Raw genomic sequence first — 20,502 nt, forward strand, 5'->3', positions numbered from 1 at the left:
GGCCTGCCAACGTCATTCCTTTTATTCATTCATCGCCATACACCCATGACGTTTTTGCATGGGTTGGTATGCCACTGCCCGTCATAAACGCACCCAATAGCGATCATTGCGACAGTGAGGCGCACGGCAAGGGAAGGCCCCGTCATTTGCCCGATAACACGCAGAGACTGCGCGGCAAAAAGGGGAGGGCAGAGGGTTGCGCGGTGCGGGTTAAGTTGTGATATTGAGGCATCTTTAGTACAGAAGGGTAATAACGATGGAAGCTGCGTTTTGGCATCAGCGTTGGGAAGAGAACCGGATTGGCTTTCATCAGGCGGACTTCAACCATTGGCTGCAATCCTGGTGGTCGGCCCAGCAAGCGGACGAGCCGGTGCTGGTTCCCCTGTGCGGCAAGTCCCGCGACATGCTCTGGCTGAGCGCTCAGGGTCATCCGGTCGACGGTTTCGAGCTATCGAGCCTTGCTGTCAGCCAGTTCTTCAGTGAAAACCAGCTCGCCGCGACCGTGAGCGAGGTGGGCCCTTATCAGTGCCATCAAGTGGACAGCCTGCGCATTTTTCAGGGAGATTTTTTCGCCGCCCCCAGTCTGGGTCGCCGTTACCGGCTGGTCTATGACCGCGCGGCGCTGATCGCCCTGCCGACCGCGATGCGCCGCCAGTATGCAGCCCTGATCAGTTCGCTGGTCGAGACCGGTGGCCAGATCCTGCTGGTGACCCTCGAATATCAGCCTGAGCAGCAGAGTCAGCCCCCCTTCTCGGTGGGTGAGATGGAGGTGCGAGCCCTGTTCGAACGGGACTTTCGTATCGAGGTGCTGGGGCGCGCCGCCGAAGTGGATCACCCGCGGGTGCTGTCGGGTCAGCTCTCCTACTTCGATGAGGTAGCCTACCGGCTGGTTCGCCGGGGTTAACGGGCAGCTAACGGGCGGGCAAAGGGTGATCTGCGCCGACAAATCATCGGGCTACGCGCTCTTCGCTACCTCCTTTGACGTAGATCAACGTGACTGGCGGGGGGAGTGCCTAATATGAGGCTGTTTCTCAATCACTGTTGGCATTGCAAAGCGAGTATCGGGTCTTTCCCGCTTGCTGATCAGCAACTCAGTGTCTGATTTTCACGCTCATGTTCACTTTTGGCGGCTTTGGTCGCAATTGTTATGGTTTTTCCAGCCGACCCAGATGGGTCGGCTTTTTATTGCCTGCGATATGCCGTGGGCAGGATAAACGGGGGAGTGCGAGGCCTGATCAGGCCTCGAAGGTGGCCGCATTGAGCCGAAATGCCCGTGGATCGTCGATAAACTGGCCGGTGATCCGCTCGTCATGTTCGTGCCCCTGACCATAGCTGCAGAGGATCAGCCGATCGGAGGTGCGCGATCGCAACTGGGTGATAAAGCGCACCAGATCGGCGCGGCTCAACTTGCCTACCTCGTCGCAGACCCGTTCCCGCTGATCGAACCCCAGATCCTTGTTGCCGATGCTGACCCACAGCCGCTGGCCGCGACTGCGCAGGTTGGCATCCCGCTCGCTCAGCTGGGCTTGCAGCCCCGCCTTGCTCTCCTGCCACTGCTGCTCGGTAAATTCGAGCATGGCGAGCGGGAAGAGGTCGATAAACTCCTCCACTGCATCGAGCAGGATCTGCGGCCCCGCCACCGGCGACTGGATATAGAAGATCAGCCCCGGGTGGCGATTGAGAGGCAGGTTGCCAGCACCCACCACATACCCCAGTTGCTGGCGGGTGCGCAGTTCATGGAAGAAGGTGGAGGACATGATGTGGTTCGCCAGAGTGAAGCAGGCGAGATCCCGCGCCCGGGTGGTACGGGACTGGTAGTAGACCAGCAGTGCTGAGTCTTCGTGATCGCAACCCTGTTCGCGAATAAGGGTGCCCCTGTCCTGAATGGAGATGAGCGGACGACGGGTCTCGCCGCTCGGCTTGCTGCTGGTGCCATTGATATCGCTCAGGTGACGCTCCATCAGGGCGGCCAGCTCCAGCGCTTCGGCGGCAGTCCAGTCGCCATGCACCAGTGCCTCGACATGCACCTCGCCAAACAGCTGGGCCACGAAGCCGGGCATCTCCTCCAGCTCGACGGTGCGCAGGTGGCGCAGCAACTGCTCGAACGGCGGGTTGTTCGGTTGCAGCAAACTGGTGAGCTGGTTAAAGAGCTGGGAAATGGGGCGCGCCTTGGACTGGTTATCCCAGTTGCGAATGAGCTGCTCCTTGATCTCGGCGAAGCGACCCGGATCCGGATACCCCAGGGTGCGGTTGCCGAGGATCATGTCGAGCAACAGCGGCTGCTTGTCGGCAAAGCCGCTCAGGTTGATGGTAAAGCCCCCCTGATGGGCATAGATCTGATAGCCCAGCCCCGCCAGCTCCGCCGGATAGGTGAGGGCGTTGAGGTGGTCGGCCAACAGCTCCACGGCGAGGCGCGCCATGGCTATATTGCGCGGATTTTTGACCGCATGTTCGCTGTCGATGGAGATATAGAGATTGCCCTTGGGCACGCTGAACAGGTGCTCATGGAGGTGCCAGAGGCGAAAACCGGGGCGATCGATAAGGCAGGCGGGCATGTCGGCGGCAAGCTCGGGCGTGCGCGGATCGAGCCTACTGCTGATAAAGGGGTTGGGTTTGGGCAGCGCCAGCGCCGGCTCCGGCTCGCTCTGTTGCCAGCGAATTTTCTCGGCCTCGGTAATGGTCGCCACGCTATAGGGGGTCTGATACCAGCGGGCCAGCCGATCGGTCGCCACTTCCGGCGCAGTGATGGTGATTCGCAGGTTGTGCGGGGTGAGTTTGGCGAGGAAGCGGCGGATCAGCCCCTCGTCATATTCGCGCATCATGTAGTCGCCGTAGAGCAGATCCTCAGGTTTGTAGCTAAAGAGGTTGAGCACCAGCCCCGACACCGTATCGAGGGGGCGGCCGCGCTCCTGAAAGCGAAACGCCGATTCGAGCACGGTCCGTTTTTCGTCATAGCGCCAGCTCTGCAGCCCTTCGCGGCCAATCAGTTTCAGATAGCCAAACAGGGCGGCGAGGATGTCGTCCACATGTTCAAGGCCCAGAGGAGTGAGGCCAAAGTTGACGCCAAAATCCTTGAAGTTGGCGCCGCTAATGCCACCGCCCGCCGAGAGCTGGTTGACCCAGCCTTTCGCTTTAAGCAGGGAGAGCAGGCTGCCATCCCCCTCATAACCAATCAGATGGCTCAGGAAGGTGAGGGGCTTTTTGTCGTAAAACTCGTCCACATTGGGTAAGGGGAAGCTCAGCGACAGCTTGCGGGTCTCCTTGACCGGGTTGATGTGGATGCGCACGCCGAGATCATCGAGCCGATAGAGCGGCATGGTGAGGGTCGGGGTTCCCAAATTGCGATTCAAAATGGGAGCAAAGTAGCGACAGCACCACTGCAACTGGGTATCGATGGATTCCGGCGAGATCATCACCAACGCCATGCGATCCGCACTGTAGTGGCTTTCGTAAAAACGGATAAGGTCGGAGCGCAGATCCCGCCCCGGCAGATCGGCCAGGGTATCGAGGTTGCCCACCGAGAACTTGGAGAAGGGGTGCGCCGGGTTGACCGTCTCTTTATGCACCTGATAGCTGCGGCGCATATCATCCTGCAGCTTGAGGCGATACTCGGAGTCGACCGCGTTGCGCTCCTTGTCCACCCACTCCGGATCAAACGTGGGGCAGATAAAGAACTGGGAGAAGCGATCCAGCCCTGCTTCGAAGAAGCCGTTGTCGATCTCGAAGAAAAAGTTGGTGAATTCGGTGCCGGTCCAGGCGTTGTTGCTGCCGCCATGACGGCTCATAAATTGCTGGTACTCACCAGGCTTGGGGTAGGTGCAGGTGCCGAGAAACAGCATGTGCTCCAGAAAATGGGCCATTCCCTGCCGGTCGGCGGGATCGTCAAAATGGCCGGTATTGACCGCCAGCGAGGCGGCGGATTTGTCGGTGTCGGGATCACAAATCAACAAGACCCTGAGCCGGTTGGCCAGCTCCAGAAAATGGTATTGCCGATGGTCATTGGGACTGGCATATGGGCTCATTGGCGTGTGACTCACGTTGGATTTATTTGAATTTAAACATGATTATCGACCCCGCTATCCCGTCAGGCAAACCCTTTTCTGAGAGGTAGCGCAATTGTTTCCACACCCGTGGCGGGGTAAGATTCCCCGGCTATCAAAACAGGCCCGTTGGGCGAGGTTGTAATGAAGATCTATATCATGCGTCATGGCCAGGCTGGCATGAATGCGAAAACAGATGAACAGCGTCCATTGACCGAGCAGGGTATTGAAGAGTCTATCCAGATGGCCCGCTGGCTGGCGCCTCAGCTGATTGGCCCGCTGGATCGGGTGATCCACAGCAACTATCTGCGGGCACGTCAGACCTGGCAAGCCATATGCAGTGAATTACCTGACGCAGCAGCCGTTGAAGAGAGTGGCGACATTACCCCTTACGGTGATCCCGCTTTCGTGGCCAGCTACCTCACCACTTTGGCGCAGCAACATGACCAGATCCTGATGGTCAGCCATCTGCCGCTGGTGGGTTATCTGGTGCAAAGCCTCTGCCCGGCAGCAGGAGCACCCATGTTCGCCACCTCGGGGATCGCTTGTATCGAGTGGCACGATGGCAAAGGAGCCTTGCTCTGGCTCGAAGGGCCGCATACAATAGGCTAAAAGTTAATAAAAAGTTATAGATTGAATTTTTTGGGAAGAGATGGGCGAGTTTTCCGGATTTTTATAAATACTTTACGGAATTAATTCGCAGAAGCTGCTGTCATACGGATACAACTGCAAGAGGTTGCAAACGATGAGAGTGTTCAAGAAGTACCTGCCACTGATGGTGGCAAAGCATGTCAAAACCTTCTTTAAAGGTCGGATTTACATCCATGGTCGGGGGCGGTTTGATTTCCAATCCGGTTTGTTGCTGATGCCGAATCCGGCGGATATTCCCCATCGCCAGACAGTCACCGAGGTCAACGAGCTGATCTCAAGACTGCACATGGATGCCGCGTGATGCGCTTCTGAACCTGTTTCTGCACTGATATGCCCGCACTTTTGCGGGCATATTTGTTTCTGGCTACTGGCGTTCACCATGTGGCTGTTCAGGCCCACACCTTTGTTTATCTTCCATCGCCCCCTATACTGGCCCGCTGTTGTCTCTTCGGTCTGGATCCTCTCATGCCCCTTGCCTTTCTGTTTCCCTTCTCCTGCATTGCCATCTGGGCTGGCAATGGCATCGTCAGCAAACTGGCGGTTGGTGTGTTGTCCCCCGCAGCCTTGGCCTGGTCGCGCTGGGTGGTGGCTGCGCTGGTATTAAGCCCGTTTCTGGCCCGTCGGGTATGGCGTGCGCGTGCCCGTCTGCGCGCTGGCCTTTGGCAGATCGCCATGCTGGCTTCGCTGGGCATGGTGCTCAACCAGACTTTTGGTTACTACGCGGCGCAAACGCTGGGAGCCACCGAGATGGGGTTGATGATGGGACTGACGCCGCTGCTGACCGTGTTGTTCAGCATCTGGCTGCTGCGCGAGCGGCCCACCTGGGGCGCCGTGCTGGGGGCGCTGCTTTCCATCCTTGGCTTGTCTATCTTGCTGGGGCAGGGGGATCCTACACGGCTGTTTACCCAAGGCATTCATATCGGCTCTGTCTATATGCTGATTTCCGCCGGTACTTATGCCCTTTACAGCGTGCTGCTCAAGAAGTGGGATCTGGGGCTCGACAACTGGTCGTTGCTCTACGGTCAGGTGATCTGCAGTGTGGTGATCCTGACCCCCTTCTTTTTGCTGATGGATGGTCAGTGGCCGGATGGCCGGGCCCTGTGGCTGATCCTCTATGCCGGTATCCCCACTTCGGCGCTCTCGCCCTGGCTCTGGATGCAGGGTATCGCCCTGCTCGGTGCCAACCGTACCGCCATCTTTATGAACCTGCTGCCGGTGATGACGGCTGGCCTTGCCATCACCCTGCTGGGTGAGCGGTTGACCAGCTATCACCTGATCGGGGGCGGTCTGACCCTGCTCGGTGTCTTGCTGGCACAGCTGCTGGTTCGTCCGGTGGTGATGGGGCGCCGCCGGGTGTTGCTGGCACCCTGTCCCGAAGAGTAATCTTGCGTGAAGGTGTAAGTAGGCCCAATGGCCTGCTTGGCCGCCAATGAAAAGCGCCTGCAGCAATGCAGGCGCTTTTTTATGGTTACATCTTCCTAGCCGGTTACTGGGCAACCAGATAGAGCTCCTTGCTGTAGACCACATCCTGCGGGTTAAGGTGGGGATAGCCTTTCACGAAAGGCTTGAGCAACCTTGATTTGACCGAGAAATAGATGGGGGCGATGGGGGCATCCGCATCAATGAGTGCCTCTGCCTGTTGATACAGGGCATTGCGTTCAGCGGGATCCAGCGAGTCGTGGGCCTTGGCCAGCAGGGCGTCGTACTCCTTGTTGAACCACTTGCCGCTGTTGGCACTGCTGCTGGAGGTCATGATATCGAGGAAGGTGGAGGCATCGTTATAATCCCCGTTCCAGCCATAGCGGCTAACCCCGAAATCCCCCTCGTTGAGTGCCGAGACCATGGTCTTCCACTCCATGTTGTTGAGGGTGGCAGTGACCCCCAGGTTGTGTTTCCACATGGAGGAGACGGCCAGCGCAATCTTTTTGTGGCTCTCGTTGGTGTTGTAGAGAATGTCCACTGTGAGTGGCTTGTCCGGGCCATATCCCGCTTCGGCCAACAGGGCTTTGGCTTGCTTGATCCGCTCCTCTTTGCTCTGCAGCTGGCTGGCCGGTTTTTTCAATTCAAAACCGTCCACAATGGGGGGCGTGAAGCTATATGCGGCAATTTGTCCCTGTCCCAGGATCTTGTCGGTGATGGTCTCTCGGTCGATGGCGAGCGAGAGCGCCTTGCGTACTTTCGGGTCATCGAACGGTTTGCGCTGGGTATTGAAGACATAGTAATAGCTGGCCAGCGTGGGGACGCTGACCAGTTCTTCCGGGCTCTTGCTCTTGAGCTGTTTGTACTGCTCCAGCGGATAAGTGGTGTAGTGCAGTTCACCGGTGCGATAGCGGTTGTAGGCGGCGGTTTCCGAGACGATCTCCAGATAGACCACCTTGTTCAGGACGGTATGCTGGTTGTTCCAGTAGTGGGTATTGCGCTCGGCACTCAGCCGCTCGTTGGGGGTCCATTCCTTGAGCACAAAGGCACCGTTGGAGACGATATTGCCCGGTTTGACCCAATCCTTACCGAACTTTTCAATGGTGGCCTTGGGGGCCGGGAACGTGGTGTAGTGGGCAAGCGTCTTCAGGAAGAAGGGGACCGGATTTTTCAGGGTGACCTGCAGGGTGTGGTCATCGAGCGCCTTGATCCCGAGCTCTGACGGGCTCTTCTTGCCCTGGGTCACCTCGCTTGCATTGACCACTCCGGTCAACTCGATAAACCAGGCGTAGTTGGAGGCGGTCTTGGGATCGGCGGCCCGTTGCCAGCCGTAGACATAATCGGCGGCGGTGACCGGTTCACCGTTAGACCATTTGGCCTCGGGCCTCAGCTTGAAGGTGTAGACGGTCCCAGTTTTGTCGACCTCGTAGCTGACAGCGCCAGCGGGCTGGGTCTTGCCTTTGCTATCCAGTACGTAGAGCCCTTCAAACAGATCGTTGACGATGGCACTACCGGCACTCTCTTCCACCAGCTGGGGGTCGATGGTGGTGGGTTCGGTGCCGATATTGGTCACGTAGATTTGTTGGGCATCCGGCAGTAGCTTGGTACCGGCAGGCACCTGGGCAGCCCAGGCGGGAAGGGCAAACAGTCCGGCTACCATGCCGGCAATGAGAGTCTTGTTCATTGATAATCCTTGAGTTTTATTTGCTTCCAAAGCGAAATCAGTGTGCTGGATTGGCGATCGGATCTCAAGAGGCAATGGCTGATGGAACGGCAGGCCCATCAGACTCCATTTTTAATGGCTCAAGGCCAGTCAGCTCATGGCTTGTCGCAGGTTATTGCCACGAATTAAGGGTCCGAAAGTTATCGATTGAAACCGAATAAAACGTGTCTTTTACCATAACGTGAGGCGAAATAGTCTATTTAATAGGCCGCTTAATTCGCTGCAAAAACAAAAAACAGACGTTACATTAGGTTACAAATCAAGGCCGCCGGTGATCGGCATTTTTTTTGCTGATGCCTGCAAACGTTTTCAATGCCAACGGATGCGATCTAAAGGAACAAAAATGCGAAACATGATCACCATGGGTGAGTTCATCGTCAAAAAGCAGGCGGATTATCCTACCGCGACCGGCGAGCTGACCTCGTTGCTCAGCTCGATCCGCCTTGCTGCCAAGGTGGTGAACCGGGAGATCAACAAGGCGGGACTGGCGGATATCATCGGTTCCATGGGCGCTGAAAACGTTCAGGGCGAGGTGCAGCAGAAGCTGGATGTCTATGCCAACGAACGCTTCAAGGCTGCGCTGGAAGCGCGCGGTGAGGTGTGTGGCATGGCTTCGGAAGAGGAAGAGGATTTCGTGGCCTTTGACTCACCACTCTCCAAAAACTCCAAGTATGTGGTGCTGATCGACCCGCTCGATGGCTCCTCCAATATCGACGTCAACGTCTCGGTCGGGACCATCTTCTCCATCTACCGCCGTTTGAGCCCGCAGGGTTCGCCGGTGACCCTGGAGGACTTTCTGCAACCGGGCAACCGTCAGGTCGCCGCCGGTTATGTGGTCTACGGCTCCTCTACCATGCTGGTCTACACCACCGGTTTTGGCGTAAACGGCTTTACCTACGACCCCTCCATTGGATGCTTCTGCCTCTCCCACGAGAACATCCGCATTCCGGAAGAGGGCAAGATCTACTCCATCAACGAGGGTAACTACATCAAGTTCCCGGATGGGGTGAAGAAGTACCTGAAATATTGTCAGGAGCGGGATGAGGCGACCCACAGACCCTACACCTCCCGCTATATCGGCTCCCTGGTTTCCGATTTCCATCGCAACCTGCTCAAGGGCGGCATCTACATCTATCCGTCCGGCACCAACTCGCCGAACGGCAAGCTGCGGCTGCTCTATGAGTGCAACCCGATGGCGTTTCTGGTGGAGCAGGCTGGTGGCAAGGCCTCCGACGGCTTTGGCCGCATCATGGATATCCAGCCCACCGCGCTACACCAGCGCACCCCTTACTTCGTTGGCTCGACCAAGATGGTGGAGCGGGCCGAGGCCTTTATGCGCGAGTTCTCCGCCCATGAGGATCCAGCTAACCAGGGCTGATAGTACGTAGCTGACTGATAGCGAATAAAAAACGGGAGCCGATATGGCTCCCGTTTTAGTTGGTGTTATCTCTCTGGCTCGCCGCTAGCGTTGCAGAGATTCACAGGCTGTTGTTGGCCAGATCAGCCAGCAAACCATCCACCAGTTTCAGGCGCATGGCGCGATCCTGGGTCGGCACCTGGAAGCGCAGCCGGGTCGGCCCGTCCATCTTGTAGACCCGTGGCTGGCTGGAGAGCAGCTTGACCAGATAGGCCGGATTGACCTTGGTCTCCTGGGTGAAGTCGAGATAGCCACCGCGCTCGCTCATCTCCACCCGGCGAATGCCAAGGGCGGTGGCACGCTGGCGGAAGGCCGCCAGCTCCAGCAGGGTTTTGGTTGCCTCCGGCAAGAGACCGAAACGGTCGATCAGCTCCACTTTCAGCTCGCGCAGCTCCTGCTCGTCCGCCGCACTGGCGATCCGCTTGTACATGGAGAGGCGCATATTGACGTCCGGGATGTAGTCGTCCGGCAACAGCGCCGGCAGGCGCAGCTCCACCTCGGTGTGCTGGCTCATCAGCTGCTCCAGTGACGGCTCCTTGCCATTTTTCAGTGCCTCGACCGCCTGCTCCAGCATCTCCATGTAGAGGGTGAAGCCGACCGATTCGATCTGGCCGCTCTGATCGTCGCCGAGCAGTTCGCCTGCGCCACGGATCTCCAGATCGTGGGTCGCCAGCGCAAACCCAGCGCCGAGATCTTCGAGAGAGGCGATCGCCTCCAGCCGCTTGGCCGCATCCTTGGTCATCAGCTTGGGGTGGGGGGTGAGCAGGTAGGCATAGGCCTGATGGTGGGAGCGGCCAACCCGGCCCCGCAGTTGGTGCAGTTGGGCCAGACCGAGATGATCCGCCCGATCCATGATGATAGTGTTGGCGCTCGGTACGTCGATACCGGTCTCGATGATGGTTGTACAGACCAGCAGGTTGAAGCGCTGGTGGTAGAAGTCGGACATGATCCGCTCAAGGTCGCGCTCGCGCATCTGACCGTGGGCGATGCCGATGCGGGCCTCCGGCACCAGTTCGGCAAGATCGGCGGCGCACTTCTCGATGCTCTCCACGTCGTTGTGCAGGTAGTAGACCTGACCGCCGCGCTTGAGTTCCCGCAGTACCGCTTCGCGCACCACCGCCGGTTCGTGCTGGCGCACGAAGGTCTTGATGGCGAGTCGCTTGGCGGGCGGAGTGGCGATGATGGAGAGATCCCGCATGCCCGACATCGCCATGTTGAGGGTGCGCGGAATAGGGGTGGCGGTGAGGGTGAGGATATCCACATCGGCCCGCAGCGCCTTGATCTTCTCCTTCTGGCGTACCCCGAATCTGTGCTCCTCATCGACGATGAGCAGCCCCAGATCCTTGAAAGTGAGTTCGGAGCCGAGCAGCTTGTGGGTGCCGATGATGATGTCCACCTTGCCCTCGGCCAATTCCTTCATCACAGCGCTCTGCTCCTTGGCGGAGCGGAAGCGGCTCAGCACCTCGACCCGCACCGGCCAGTTGGCGAAGCGGTCGCGGAAGTTGTCGTAGTGCTGCTGCGCCAGCAGGGTGGTGGGCACCAGCACGGCAACCTGCTTGCCGCCGTGCACGGCCACAAACGCCGCCCGCATCGCCACTTCGGTCTTGCCGAAACCCACGTCGCCGCACACCAGTCGGTCCATGCTCTTGGCCTGACACATGTCCCCCAGCACCGCATTGATGGCGTTGAGCTGATCGTCGGTCTCCTCGAACGGGAAGCTGGCGGCAAACTGGCGATAGGCCTCTTTGTCGTGCTTGAAGGCAAAACCGGCGCGAGCGGCGCGATGAGCGTAGACATCCAGCAATTCGGCTGCCACGTCGCGCACCTTCTCCGCCGCCTTGCGCCGCGCCTTGCTCCAGGCTTCACCGCCGAGCTTGTGGCTGGGCGGGTTATCCGATCCGGTGTAGCGGCTGATAAGGTGCAAACTGGTAACCGGCACGAACAGCTTGTCGCCGCCGGCATATTCGAGGGTCAAAAACTCGGTGGGCAGACCACCGGCGTCGATGGTTTCGAGCCCCAGATAGCGGCCGACCCCGTGATCCAGATGGACCACCGGCTGACCCTGGGTCAGCTCGCCCAGGTTTCTGATCACCGCATCGGAGCTTAAGTTTTTGCTCTTCTCTCGCGCCCGTTTGTTGCGCACCTTGCCGCCCAGCAGTTCGGTCTCGGTGATCAGCGCCAGTGGATCCTGACCGACCTCCTGCCACAGGAAGCCACGTTCAAGCGGTGCCACCAGCAGGCCGTGGCGATCCGTGCTTGCCATAAAGGCGTCGAGGGAAGGGAACTCTTTAGGTTGCAGCGACATGCGCGCCAGCAGATCGCCGAGCACCTCCCGTCGCCCTTCGGATTCCACCGCAAACAGGGTGCGCCCGGCAAAACCTTGCAGGAACTGGTTGAGCGCCAGCAGTGGTTGTTCCTTGCTGTGATCGAGTTGCAGATCGGGCAGCGCCGAAATAGGCAGATCGTGCTGACCTGCATCGCCCGCAGTGGCGGCCTCTTGCAGCCGCACCGCGCCATATTGGCCCAGAGAGGCAAAGAGCTGCTCCACCGGCAGATAGAGCTGGGCCGGGGGTAGCAGGGGGCGAGTATTGTCCCAGCGTCTGTCTTCATAGCGCTGGCCGATATCGTTCCAGAAACGCTGGGCGGCGGGGTAGATATCCCCCACGGTGAGCAGCAGGGTATCTTCCGGCAGGTAGTCAAACAGGCTGGCAGTCTGGTTGAAGAAGAGTGGCAGATAATACTCGATGCCGGCGGGCCAACGCCCCTTGCTCACCTCCTGATAGACGGAGCCCTCGGCCCGCGACAGCTCGAACTGCTCGCGGAACTGGCCGCGAAACAGTTCGATGGCCGCCTCGTCGGTAGGGTATTCCCGGGCGGGCAGCAGGCTGACCGTCTTGACCGGTTCGCTGGAGCGCTGGGTTTCGGGATCGAATGGGCGGATGGAGTCCACTTCATCGTCGAAGAAGTCGATGCGATAGGGGCTGCTACTGCCCATGGGGAAGAGATCGAGCAGGGAGCCGCGAGCGGCAAATTCGCCATGTTCCAGCACCTGATCCACCGCCACGTAACCCGCCTCGGCCAAGCGTCCGCGCAACTGTTGCAGATTGAGGCGCTGGCCGGCCTTCACCATCAGGCTGTATTTGTCGAGATAGACCCGGGGGGCGCAGCGCAACATCAGGGTGGAGATGGGGACAATCAATACCCCCTTGCTCATTTGCGGCAGCTTGTAGAGAGTTTCGAGCCGCTGGGAGATGATGTCCTGATGGGGAGAGAAGGTGTCGTAGGGCAGGGTCTCCCAATCGGGGAACAGCAATACGGGGGCGGACTGATCGGCTAGCTGCTTGTCTGCCAGCAGCTTGTCTGTCAGCAAATACTGCAGCTCCTGCTCCAGGCGCAGGGCGCTCGGGGTATCGGCAGTGATAAGCAGTACCGGCCCCTTGGCTTCACTGGTGAGACGGGCTGCAATCAGCGAGAGGCTGCTGCCGACCAGCTGGCCGAACGTGATCTTTTGGCCCGCTTTGGCGGGCAAGGCGGGGAGTGTCATTGGCATGGTTCGATTCTTTTAACGTTGACGTTATCTATCGCTGACGTTCGCTCTGGTTAGCGCTGACGTTCTTGGGCGCGCAGCTTGAGCTGCTTCGATTGCACGTGGAGGCTGGCACGAACCAGGAGTTCACGGTCATCTTCGCGGATCCGTACATAGTCGAGCTGCACATGGGTGCCATGTTCACCGCCGTCGAGCTGTTTGACCTGGCCATAGCAGTAGATGGCGGCCGCCTCTTCCCGCAGGAAGATCTTGAGGCGCACGATCTGGTGCAGGTGCGGCGCATCCCCGTGATCATGATAGGGGTGCAGGTAGGTGAGCTGGCCGGCCCCGAAGCGCAGGGTGTGGAAGCGCTGCTCCGGATGGTCCTGCAGGGAGAGCACATAGCCCATGATCATGTCGATCTTGCGGGACTGTTGATTGACGATCTCGATCAGGTCGTGCATCGACTCGTTCTGGTTGCGCAGCAGGCGAGTGGTCACCAGATCGATGGAGGTAATGGCCGAAGAGATCCGAAAGGGCTCCGGCAGCTCAGCGTCCAGCTCCTCCAGCGAGGGGAGGTGGAAGTCGGCCGGCATGGGGATCACATTGACCGGCGTGGCATGAGTGACGCTGAAGAACTGTTCCTGCATGGAGGCTATCCCTTGTTGTCATGGACGGTTTCCCTTTATTATCCGGTATCTTATTTTGTTGGCAACGTACATATCCTTGAAGACCGGACTTTTTCAGCCCCTTTCGCTGGCCATCGGCCTGCGTTATGCAGGCTCGAAGCGCAGCAATCGCTTCGTCTCATTTATCTCCCTGTTCTCTACCTTTGGCATCGCCATCGGGGTCGCCGCCCTGATGGTGGTCATTTCGGTGATGAACGGTTTCGAAGGGCAGCTCAAAGGGCGCATCCTCGGGGTGATCCCCCATGTGGTGGTGACCAATCAGGCTGGCCGTATTGATGCCGACCCGCAAGGCTTGCCGGATCTGGCCAAATTACCCCATGTGGTTGCCTCGGCCCCCATGCTCGACAGCGAAGGGATGCTGCAAAGCCCCGGCCAGCTGACCGGGGTGAGTGTGCAGGGGATCGACCCTGCGAAGTGGCCCAAGGATGACATCCTCCACAGCCAGATGCTGGGGGGGCGCCTCGATACCCTGCAGGCTGGCCACTACCGCATCGTGCTGGGGCAGGGGGTAGCACGCCGCCTCAATGTCTCCATCGGCGATCAGGTTCGCCTGATCCTGACCGAGGGGACCCGCTTCACTCCGTTTGGTCGGGTACCGGCCCAGCGCCTCTTTACCGTCTCCGGCATCTTCGGGGTCGGCGCCGATGTGGATAACCAGATTGCGTTGATCGCGCTTGGGGATGCCCAGCGGCTGCTGCGTCTGCCGCCAGAAACCGTCGGTGGCATTCGCCTCTGGCTCGATGATCCCTTTGCCGCTGACGAGGTGATCAAGACGCCGTTGCTGGATGGGCTGCTGTGGCAGGATTGGCGCCGCGAGCGGGGCGAGCTGTTCCAGGCGGTCGCCATGGAAAAACGGATGATGGGGCTGATGCTGGTGCTGATCATCGCCGTCGCTACTTTCAACATCCTCTCCGCTCTGGTGATGGTGGTGACGGACAAGGAGGGCGAAGTGGCCATCCTGCGCACCATGGGCATGAGTGAATCGGGGATCGTCAAAATCTTCATGGTACTTGGCGCCTCCAGCGGGGTGATTGGTGCCCTGTTTGGCGGACTGGCGGGCCTTGCTCTCTCCCTGGGTCTCAACCCTCTGCTCAATGCAGTGGGGCTCAACCTCTATATGGCGGCTGGCGGCAGTGGCCTGCCGGTGATTGTCGAGCCGGCTCAGGTCATCACCATCTTGCTGGGCGCCGTGCTGCTGAGCTTCAGTGCCACCCTTTACCCGGCGGCACGCGCCGCACGGGTGAAACCGGCCGAGGCGCTGCGTTATGAGTAATGCCGTGAATAATACATCTTCTGTTGTTACCTCCGGTGCGAGTACCGGCGTTATTACTGGTGCCTCTGTGGTCACTGGCGTAAGTGGAGCCCCTGTTATGAATGAAGCCGTATCCCGTGAACCTCTGCTGCGCTGCCAGGCGCTCAATCATGTCTATAAAGAGGGGGAGCTGGAGACTCAGGTGCTCAAGGGGATCGATCTCTGCGTTGCGCCCGGTGAAATGCTGGCGGTAGTGGGGAGCTCCGGCTCCGGCAAGACCACTCTGCTGCATCTGATGGGGGCGCTGGACAACCCCTCCAGCGGCGCCGTGCTGTTCAAGGGGGAGGATATCCACCATTGGGACAGCCGTACCCAGGCGAAGTTTCGCAACCGCGAGCTGGGCTTTGTCTATCAGTTCCACCACCTGCTCTCCGAGTTCAGTGCGCTGGAAAATGCCGCCATGCCGCTGTTGATCGCCGGTGAGTCGGTGGCGGTTGCCACCGAAAAGGCAACCAGGATGCTGGGGCGGGTGGGGCTCTCCCATCGCTTGAACCACCGTCCCTCCGAGCTTTCTGGTGGCGAACGTCAGCGGGTGGCGATCGCCCGGGCGCTGGTCAACGAACCGAGTCTGGTGCTGGCGGATGAGCCTACCGGCAATCTGGATCACGCCAGTGCCACCGCGGTGTACGAACTGCTGTGTGAACTGAATCGTGAACTGGGCACTGCGTTTGTGGTAGTGACTCACGACTTGAGCCTCGCGGCCAAGCTCCATCGCCGGGTGACCCTGGTGAGCGGCGTGATGGCGGAGGTTGCCTGATGTTCAAACCGCTGCCCCTCTTTCTGGGCCTGCGTTACAGCCGCTCCCGCCGTCGCAACGGGTTTATCGCCTTCATCTCTGCTTCTTCCCTGATCGGTATTGCCCTCGGGGTGATGGCGCTGATCCTGGGCCTCTCCGCCATGAACGGTTTCGAGCGGGAGCTCAAAGATCGGGTGCTCTCGGTCGTGCCGCAAGGTGAGCTGGACGCCGTCGAGCGGCCGCTGCCGGATTGGCCACGTCTGCGCGACTACCTGCTGGCCCAGCCGGGCGTTGAGGCGGCAGCGCCGGTCATTCGCCTCAATGGCCTGCTGGAGCATGGCTCTGCCCTCAAGGGGGTGCAACTGCGCGCCGTGCTGCCCGATCTGGAAGCCAATCTGTCGGATGCCGGCAAATACATGACGGGCCGCGGCCTGCGTGAGCTTCAACCGAGTGAACGTGGAGTGATCTTGGGCAAGACCATCGCCGACAAGCTGGGCGTCAAGGTGGGGGACTCGGTCGCCCTGCTGCTGCCGCAAGGGGGCGATCAGGCGGGGATCAAGAATCCTCGGCGCGAAGCCCTGACCGTTGTGGGGCTGCTGGAGATCGGCGGTCAGCTCGACGGGGTGCTCGGCTTTATGCATCTGGCCGATGCGCAAGCGATCACCGGCATGGGCAGCGGCGTGGAGGGCTTCAGCCTGCGGGTGAGCGATGTGCTCAAGGCGCAATCCATCACCGTAGCCGCCGCGCAGCAGTTCCCTCATCACGTCTATATCCGCAGCTGGATGAACAGCCAGGGCTACCTCTATCAGGACATCCAGATGGTGCGTACCGTCATGTATGTGGTGATGCTGATGGTGGTGGCCGTCGCCTGCTTCAACATCGTCTCCACTCTGGTGATGGCGGTGAACGAGAAGCGCAGCGAAATCGCCATCCTGAAAACCATGGGGGCGAGCCCCGGCCAGATCCGGCTCACCTTCGTCATTCAGGGGATGGTCAACGGTGTAGCCGGTGCGCTGCTTGGCGCCCTGCTGGGCGGACTGCTCTCCAGCAAGCTGACCCAGATCCTGGGTGTCATCGAGAAGCTCATTGGCCACCGCTTCCTCAATCCGGATATCTACTTTATCGACTTTTTGCCGACCGAGTTGCATATGCAGGATTTGCTCATCGTGACGGGCGCCGCCATCCTGATGAGCCTAGTGGCTACCCTCTATCCCGCCTGGCGGGCGAGCGGTCTGGTACCTTCCCGCGAGCTGGGTCACTGATGCGCTGCATCTAATGCGCCATAAATAACGAAGGGCCCGTCGGTGAAAACCGGCGGGCCCTGCTGTTTTCCGGTCGCGTGGACTGGCTTAGTGAGCGTTAAGCTCATCGAGCGGCAGAGAGAAGCTGGCCACAAAGGTGTCGATAAAGTAGCGCATCTCCTCGCTCATCCGCGCTGCCAGCATGGCCTCAAGGCGTTTGCGAGCCGGTTCGAACTCCCGGTTGCCCGCGTTGATCTCCTCCAGACACTTGGTATAGGCGCAGAGGGTGTCGGCATCCTTGACCAGTCTGGCCAGCTCGTCATCCTGGGCTGCCGAATCGAGCAGGGGGCGAAAGTCATCGATCAGTTCTGGCGGCAGCATGCCAAGCAGACGCTGTTCGGCGGCCAGTTCTATCTTCTTGTACTCGCGGGCAATTTCGGGGTTGAAGTATTTGACCGGGGTAGGCAGATCGCCGGTCAGCACCTCACTGCTATCGTGGTAGAGGGCCATCACGGCGGCGCGATCGGCATTCACGCTGCCGCCAAACAGTCGATTTTTGATTATGCCGAGGGCATGGGCCACCATGGCCACCTGCAGGCTGTGCTCGGCAATGTTTTCCGGCTGGATGTTGCGCATCAGGGGCCAGCGGTAGATGAGTTTCATGCGGGCGAGATTGGCGAAAAAGTGGCTGGGTAACATGATGGCCTCAACAAAAGAGAATAGAAAAGGGCAGACCCTAGTCTGCCCTTTTTTTCGTTGCAGGGCAGCGTCTGCCCGCGCATTTCCCGCAGTTAGCGGATATAGCGGCCCGATTCCGCCTCCTGGTTGGTCACAATCATCTGGCCGATAGGCGCCAGACTGATGAGTGCCAGCTTGAGGTGCTGGATACCGAACGGGATACCGATAATGGTCACGAAGCAGGCCAGCGCGGAAGCGATGTGGCCGATGGCCAGCCAGACGCCGATCAGCACGAACCAGAGGATGTTGCCAATCAGCCCCAGAGTGCCGGTGCCGATATCGCTCTGGCCAGTCATGGTCTTGCGATTGACGGCCTGCTTGCCAAACGGGAAGAAGGTAAAGGTGCCGATCACGAAGCAGGCACGTCCCCAGGGGATGCCGACCAGCGAGATAAAGCAGACAAGACCGGCCAGCCACCAGGCCAGGCCCATAAAGACACCTCCCAGTACAAACCAGAGCAGATTGAACAAGAAGCGGAAAAAGGCCATGTGAGTGACTCCAGATCATCAATTTGGTTGCCACCATAACGAGGGAGGGGTAGGGACGCAATGGTTGATTGGCCCAATCGCCATTGGGCTGGTCAAATTAAGTCGTCGTCCGCAACGGTGGGCTGTTTTTCGGCGAAAAATGGGTAATAAAGCGGCGTTCGGATGAAAAAAGGTGAGCGAACGCAAAATTATCCTCACCGGATGGTTGAACTAGAGGGCCTCTCTCCCCATATAAAGGGCAGTTTTGCACGAATTGTGCTTGCACGCCGCTCAATGTGGGGGATGTGTGGCTCGACTCGACCAAAGTGCGCCGCTATAATGCCGCGTCATATTTTCTCATCACAAAGACATATCGTTGTCTTTATAAACAGGAAGACTCCGGGCTTTGCCCAGGGGCAATAAAGGGTCAGCACACAGTGCTGAGTTGAACGAGGTAGAAGAATGCAAGTTTCTGTAGAGACAACCCAGGGTCTGGAACGCCGTCTTACCATCACTGTACCGGCTGCTACCGTAGACGCCGCTGTGCGTAAAGAATTGAATGGCCTGGCCAAAACTCGTCGCATCGACGGTTTCCGTCCTGGCAAGGCTCCGGTTGCCATCATCAAGAAGATGTTCGGCGCCATGGCTCACGCCCGCGTTGCTGATGAAATGATGCAGAGCAACTTCATCAAAGCCATCATCGAAAACAAACTGAGCCCGGCCGGTGCCCCGACCATGGATCCGAAAGAGATCAAAGAGGGTCAGGATTTCGAATTCACCGCCACTTTTGAAGTGTATCCGGAGTTCGAAGTTGCAGGTCTTGAGACCATCAAGGTCGAGAAGCCGGTTGCGACCGTGAAGGATGAAGATCTGGCCAACATGATCGACACCCTGCGCAAGCAGCACGCTACCTGGGCTGATGCCGATGTTGCCGCTGCCAATGGCATGCGTGTGACCATGGATTTCGTCGGTTCCATCGACGGTGAAGAGTTCGACGGCGGCAAAGCTGAAGGCTTCAACCTGGTGCTGGGCGCTGGCCGTATGATCCCGGGCTTCGAAGACGCCATCCTGGGCAAGAAAGCGGGCGACGAGTTCACCATTGAAGTGACCTTCCCGGCTGACTACCACGCTGAAAACCTGAAAGGCAAAGAAGCCAAGTTCGCTTCCAAGCTGATCAAGGTTGAAGAGCAGATCCTGCCTGAGCTGACCGAAGAGTTCGTCAAGCGTTTCGGTATCGAGAGCGGTTCTGTTGAAGAGCTGAAAGCCGAAGTGCGCAAGAACATGGAGCGCGAACTGGCTCAAGCCCTGAAAAACAGCGTGAAAGAGCAGGTTCTGAACGGTCTGGTTGAAGCCAACCAAATCGACCTGCCGAAAGCAGCTGTTGCTCAAGAGATCGACGCTCTGCGTCAGCAGGCTCTGCAGCGCTTCGGTGGTTTCCAGGGCGGTAACGCTCCCGAGCTGCCGGCTGAACTGTTCCAGGCTCAAGCCGAGCGTCGTGTACGCGTAGGCCTGCTGCTGGGTGACGTGATCCGCACCAACGAGATCAAGGCTGACGATGCCCGTGTAAACAGCATCATCGAGTCCATGGCGACTGCCTACGAAGATCCGAAGGAAGTGATCGAGTACTATCAGAAGAACGAACAGATGCTGAACGGCGTTCGTAACCTGGCAGTAGAAGATCAAGCCATCGACCTGATCCTGTCCAAAGCGCAAGTGACCGAAAAAGAAGTTGCCTTTGACGAAGTGATCAACAAGTCTGGCGCCGCTGCCTAAGAACATTTGACTTAAGGTCAAGACTGTTAAGTATAATGGCTCGTGTGATCTCCACTCGGGCCATTTTATTTTAGGGACAATGCCTTATGTACAAGAACTATAACGATATGACCGATTCTCCCAGCAATGCGCTGGTCCCCATCGTGGTCGAACAGACTGCCAAGGGTGAACGTTCCTACGATATTTACTCCCGTCTGCTGAAAGAGCGGGTGATCTTCCTGACTGGTCAGGTTGAAGATCACATGGCTAATCTGGTGGTTGCCCAGCTGCTGTTCCTCGAGTCCGAGAATCCGGACAAGGACATCTATATCTACATCAACTCGCCGGGTGGTTCGGTGACTGCGGGCATGTCCATCTACGACACCATGCAGTTCATCAAGCCGGATGTCAGCACCGTCTGCATGGGGCAGGCCTGCTCCATGGGTGCCTTCCTGCTGGCCGGTGGCGCCAAGGGCAAGCGTTTCTGCCTGCCTAATGCCCGTGTGATGATCCACCAGCCGCTGGGTGGCTTCCAGGGTCAGGCATCTGATATCCAGATCCACGCCCAGGAGATCCTGAAGATCAAAAATACCCTGAACGAGCGCCTGGCGTTCCACACCGGTCAGGACATGGCTACCATCGAGCGTGACACCGATCGTGACAACTTCATGTCCGCCGAGCAGGCCGTGGCCTATGGTCTGGTTGACGGTGTCCTGAGCCAGCGTAGCTGAGCAGGGTGTCCCGGTCTGTTGTAAACTCAACAGGCCGATCCATCCTCTATTGATAAAACG

General features: G+C 58.8%; 16 protein-coding genes. 10 read left to right on the forward strand and 6 right to left on the reverse strand.

Translation table 11 applies throughout. The annotated features are described in order from the left end of the window. Positions 1–256 precede the first annotated feature (256 nt). Positions 257–904: a thiopurine S-methyltransferase gene (locus OKC31_RS16255; RefSeq protein ID WP_005337003.1), complete on the forward strand. Its 648-nt coding sequence runs from the start codon at positions 257–259 to the stop codon at positions 902–904. Between the two features lie 331 nt (positions 905–1,235). On the opposite strand, the gene OKC31_RS16260 is transcribed toward OKC31_RS16255, so the two are convergent. Then, complete coding sequence (locus OKC31_RS16260) at positions 1,236–4,022, reverse strand: insulinase family protein (RefSeq protein WP_236360988.1); 2,787 nt, start codon at positions 4,020–4,022, stop codon at positions 1,236–1,238. Between the two features lie 162 nt (positions 4,023–4,184). Here OKC31_RS16260 and sixA point away from each other — a divergent pair, with 162 nt between their 5' ends. The 3 genes from sixA (at position 4,185) to OKC31_RS16275 (ending at position 6,074) form a co-directional block, all read left to right on the forward strand. After that, the gene (gene sixA, locus OKC31_RS16265) at positions 4,185–4,652 is read left to right on the forward strand and encodes a phosphohistidine phosphatase SixA (protein WP_005351311.1); all 468 of its coding nucleotides are present in this window, start codon (positions 4,185–4,187) and stop codon (positions 4,650–4,652) included. Positions 4,653–4,785: 133 nt separating this feature from the next. Further along, on the forward strand, positions 4,786–4,992 hold the full coding sequence (locus tag OKC31_RS16270) for a DUF1107 domain-containing protein (protein ID WP_005336998.1): 207 nt from the start codon (positions 4,786–4,788) through the stop codon (positions 4,990–4,992). Between the two features lie 164 nt (positions 4,993–5,156). Further along, positions 5,157–6,074 (forward strand): DMT family transporter, encoded by a 918-nt coding sequence (locus OKC31_RS16275; RefSeq protein ID WP_270657198.1) that lies wholly within the window; start codon positions 5,157–5,159, stop codon positions 6,072–6,074. A gap of 103 nt (positions 6,075–6,177) precedes the next feature. Here OKC31_RS16275 and OKC31_RS16280 read toward each other — a convergent pair whose 3' ends face one another. Then, complete coding sequence (locus tag OKC31_RS16280; RefSeq protein ID WP_270657200.1) at positions 6,178–7,794, reverse strand: peptide ABC transporter substrate-binding protein; 1,617 nt, start codon at positions 7,792–7,794, stop codon at positions 6,178–6,180. Positions 7,795–8,176: 382 nt separating this feature from the next. Between OKC31_RS16280 and fbp the strand changes: the two genes are divergently transcribed. Continuing rightward, positions 8,177–9,211 carry a class 1 fructose-bisphosphatase gene (gene fbp / locus OKC31_RS16285; RefSeq protein WP_005336993.1) on the forward strand — a complete coding sequence of 345 codons (1,035 nt, stop codon included), beginning with the start codon at positions 8,177–8,179 and terminating at the stop codon, positions 9,209–9,211. A 100-nt stretch (positions 9,212–9,311) separates the two neighbouring features. Here the strand turns inward: fbp and mfd are convergent, their stop codons facing one another. After that, positions 9,312–12,794, reverse strand: coding sequence for a transcription-repair coupling factor (gene mfd, locus OKC31_RS16290; RefSeq protein WP_270657222.1), 3,483 nt, complete (start codon positions 12,792–12,794; stop codon positions 9,312–9,314). A gap of 56 nt (positions 12,795–12,850) precedes the next feature. Beyond that, the gene (locus OKC31_RS16295) at positions 12,851–13,426 is read right to left on the reverse strand and encodes a hypothetical protein (RefSeq protein WP_005351323.1); all 576 of its coding nucleotides are present in this window, start codon (positions 13,424–13,426) and stop codon (positions 12,851–12,853) included. A gap of 76 nt (positions 13,427–13,502) precedes the next feature. Here OKC31_RS16295 and OKC31_RS16300 point away from each other — a divergent pair, with 76 nt between their 5' ends. From OKC31_RS16300 to lolE, 3 genes are all read left to right on the forward strand, one after another. After that, a complete protein-coding gene (locus OKC31_RS16300) occupies positions 13,503–14,738 on the forward strand; it encodes a lipoprotein-releasing ABC transporter permease subunit (protein ID WP_270657201.1) in 1,236 nt (411 codons plus the stop codon). Positions 14,739–14,835: 97 nt separating this feature from the next. Beyond that, positions 14,836–15,534 carry a lipoprotein-releasing ABC transporter ATP-binding protein LolD gene (lolD, locus tag OKC31_RS16305; RefSeq protein WP_043825533.1) on the forward strand — a complete coding sequence of 233 codons (699 nt, stop codon included), beginning with the start codon at positions 14,836–14,838 and terminating at the stop codon, positions 15,532–15,534. Further along, positions 15,534–16,775 (forward strand): lipoprotein-releasing ABC transporter permease subunit LolE, encoded by a 1,242-nt coding sequence (gene lolE, locus OKC31_RS16310; protein ID WP_043825531.1) that lies wholly within the window; start codon positions 15,534–15,536, stop codon positions 16,773–16,775. Before lolD ends, lolE begins: the two co-directional genes overlap by 1 nt. An 87-nt stretch (positions 16,776–16,862) precedes the next feature. Here lolE and yfbR read toward each other — a convergent pair whose 3' ends face one another. Both yfbR and OKC31_RS16320 read right to left on the reverse strand, forming a co-directional pair. Next, positions 16,863–17,453 carry a 5'-deoxynucleotidase gene (gene yfbR, locus OKC31_RS16315; RefSeq protein WP_043825506.1) on the reverse strand — a complete coding sequence of 197 codons (591 nt, stop codon included), beginning with the start codon at positions 17,451–17,453 and terminating at the stop codon, positions 16,863–16,865. A gap of 92 nt (positions 17,454–17,545) precedes the next feature. Next, positions 17,546–17,980, reverse strand: a complete 435-nt coding sequence (locus OKC31_RS16320) for a YccF domain-containing protein (protein WP_005336982.1) — start codon at positions 17,978–17,980, stop codon at positions 17,546–17,548. Between the two features lie 441 nt (positions 17,981–18,421). Here OKC31_RS16320 and tig point away from each other — a divergent pair, with 441 nt between their 5' ends. Together tig and clpP are read left to right on the forward strand one after the other, a co-directional pair. Next, positions 18,422–19,732 (forward strand): trigger factor, encoded by a 1,311-nt coding sequence (gene tig, locus OKC31_RS16325; protein ID WP_005345092.1) that lies wholly within the window; start codon positions 18,422–18,424, stop codon positions 19,730–19,732. 86 nt (positions 19,733–19,818) lie between these two features. Next, entirely contained in the window at positions 19,819–20,442 is a 624-nt protein-coding gene (gene clpP, locus OKC31_RS16330) for an ATP-dependent Clp endopeptidase proteolytic subunit ClpP (protein ID WP_005336979.1), read from the forward strand. The last annotated feature ends 60 nt before the right edge of the window (positions 20,443–20,502 follow it).

It is taken from the genome of Aeromonas sp. Y293-4 (assembly GCF_027705905.1).
Taxonomy (GTDB): Bacteria; Pseudomonadota; Gammaproteobacteria; order Enterobacterales; family Aeromonadaceae; genus Aeromonas; species Aeromonas veronii.

What these genes read in the sequence shown, in the direction of transcription:
- OKC31_RS16320 (WP_005336982.1), bottom strand. Translation starts at nt 17,980, where the DNA reads ATGGCCTTTTTCCGCTTCTTGTTCAATCTGCTCTGGTTTGTACTGGGA.
- OKC31_RS16255 (WP_005337003.1), top strand. Translation starts at nt 257, where the DNA reads ATGGAAGCTGCGTTTTGGCATCAGCGTTGGGAAGAGAACCGGATTGGC.
- OKC31_RS16295 (WP_005351323.1), bottom strand. Translation starts at nt 13,426, where the DNA reads ATGCAGGAACAGTTCTTCAGCGTCACTCATGCCACGCCGGTCAATGTG.
- OKC31_RS16280 (WP_270657200.1), bottom strand. Translation starts at nt 7,794, where the DNA reads ATGAACAAGACTCTCATTGCCGGCATGGTAGCCGGACTGTTTGCCCTT.
- mfd (WP_270657222.1), bottom strand. Translation starts at nt 12,794, where the DNA reads ATGACACTCCCCGCCTTGCCCGCCAAAGCGGGCCAAAAGATCACGTTC.
- sixA (WP_005351311.1), top strand. Translation starts at nt 4,185, where the DNA reads ATGAAGATCTATATCATGCGTCATGGCCAGGCTGGCATGAATGCGAAA.
- lolE (WP_043825531.1), top strand. Translation starts at nt 15,534, where the DNA reads ATGTTCAAACCGCTGCCCCTCTTTCTGGGCCTGCGTTACAGCCGCTCC.
- yfbR (WP_043825506.1), bottom strand. Translation starts at nt 17,453, where the DNA reads ATGTTACCCAGCCACTTTTTCGCCAATCTCGCCCGCATGAAACTCATC.
- lolD (WP_043825533.1), top strand. Translation starts at nt 14,836, where the DNA reads ATGAATGAAGCCGTATCCCGTGAACCTCTGCTGCGCTGCCAGGCGCTC.
- clpP (WP_005336979.1), top strand. Translation starts at nt 19,819, where the DNA reads ATGTACAAGAACTATAACGATATGACCGATTCTCCCAGCAATGCGCTG.
- OKC31_RS16260 (WP_236360988.1), bottom strand. Translation starts at nt 4,022, where the DNA reads ATGAGCCCATATGCCAGTCCCAATGACCATCGGCAATACCATTTTCTG.
- fbp (WP_005336993.1), top strand. Translation starts at nt 8,177, where the DNA reads ATGCGAAACATGATCACCATGGGTGAGTTCATCGTCAAAAAGCAGGCG.
- OKC31_RS16270 (WP_005336998.1), top strand. Translation starts at nt 4,786, where the DNA reads ATGAGAGTGTTCAAGAAGTACCTGCCACTGATGGTGGCAAAGCATGTC.
- OKC31_RS16275 (WP_270657198.1), top strand. Translation starts at nt 5,157, where the DNA reads ATGCCCCTTGCCTTTCTGTTTCCCTTCTCCTGCATTGCCATCTGGGCT.
- tig (WP_005345092.1), top strand. Translation starts at nt 18,422, where the DNA reads ATGCAAGTTTCTGTAGAGACAACCCAGGGTCTGGAACGCCGTCTTACC.